At 60.6% G+C, this 373-nt stretch carries 1 pseudogene; it reads left to right on the forward strand.

Annotated elements, in window-relative coordinates:
• Positions 1 to 245: pseudogene (locus tag QMX78_RS21515) on the forward strand (hypothetical protein); the annotation flags it as partial.
• Between the last annotated feature and the right edge of the window lie 128 nt (positions 246 to 373).

Consider the following 373-nt stretch of genomic DNA (forward strand, 5'->3'; position numbering starts at 1 on the left):
GGGTTTCGGTACGAAACCCCACTCTGACCCCGGTTTTGCTCCCGGCTTTCCCGGCTTCATCCTGGACCGACACCAGCTTCGCCCGCGCCGCTCAACTGCAAGGCCTGGCGATCACGCCGTCATCGGCATTCAAACCGGACGGCGCGCAACGCAGCCAGGGTTTCAGGCTTTCATTGGGGCAGGCAAGCAACCGACGTCAGCTGCAGAGCGCGTTGCGGCGAATCAACCAGTTGGTGGATGCGTGAGTCAAAACCGGTTCAAAACCGGGGTCCAGAGTGCGGTTTCGAAACGAAACCGCACTCTGACCCCGGTTTTGACCTGTAGTGCCGAGCCATGCTCGGCAAGGGCTTTACAAGGAATGCTGTAGGAGCGG

This window comes from Stenotrophomonas sp. PS02298, from assembly GCF_029959445.1.
In the GTDB taxonomy this organism is placed as follows: Bacteria; Pseudomonadota; Gammaproteobacteria; order Xanthomonadales; family Xanthomonadaceae; genus Stenotrophomonas.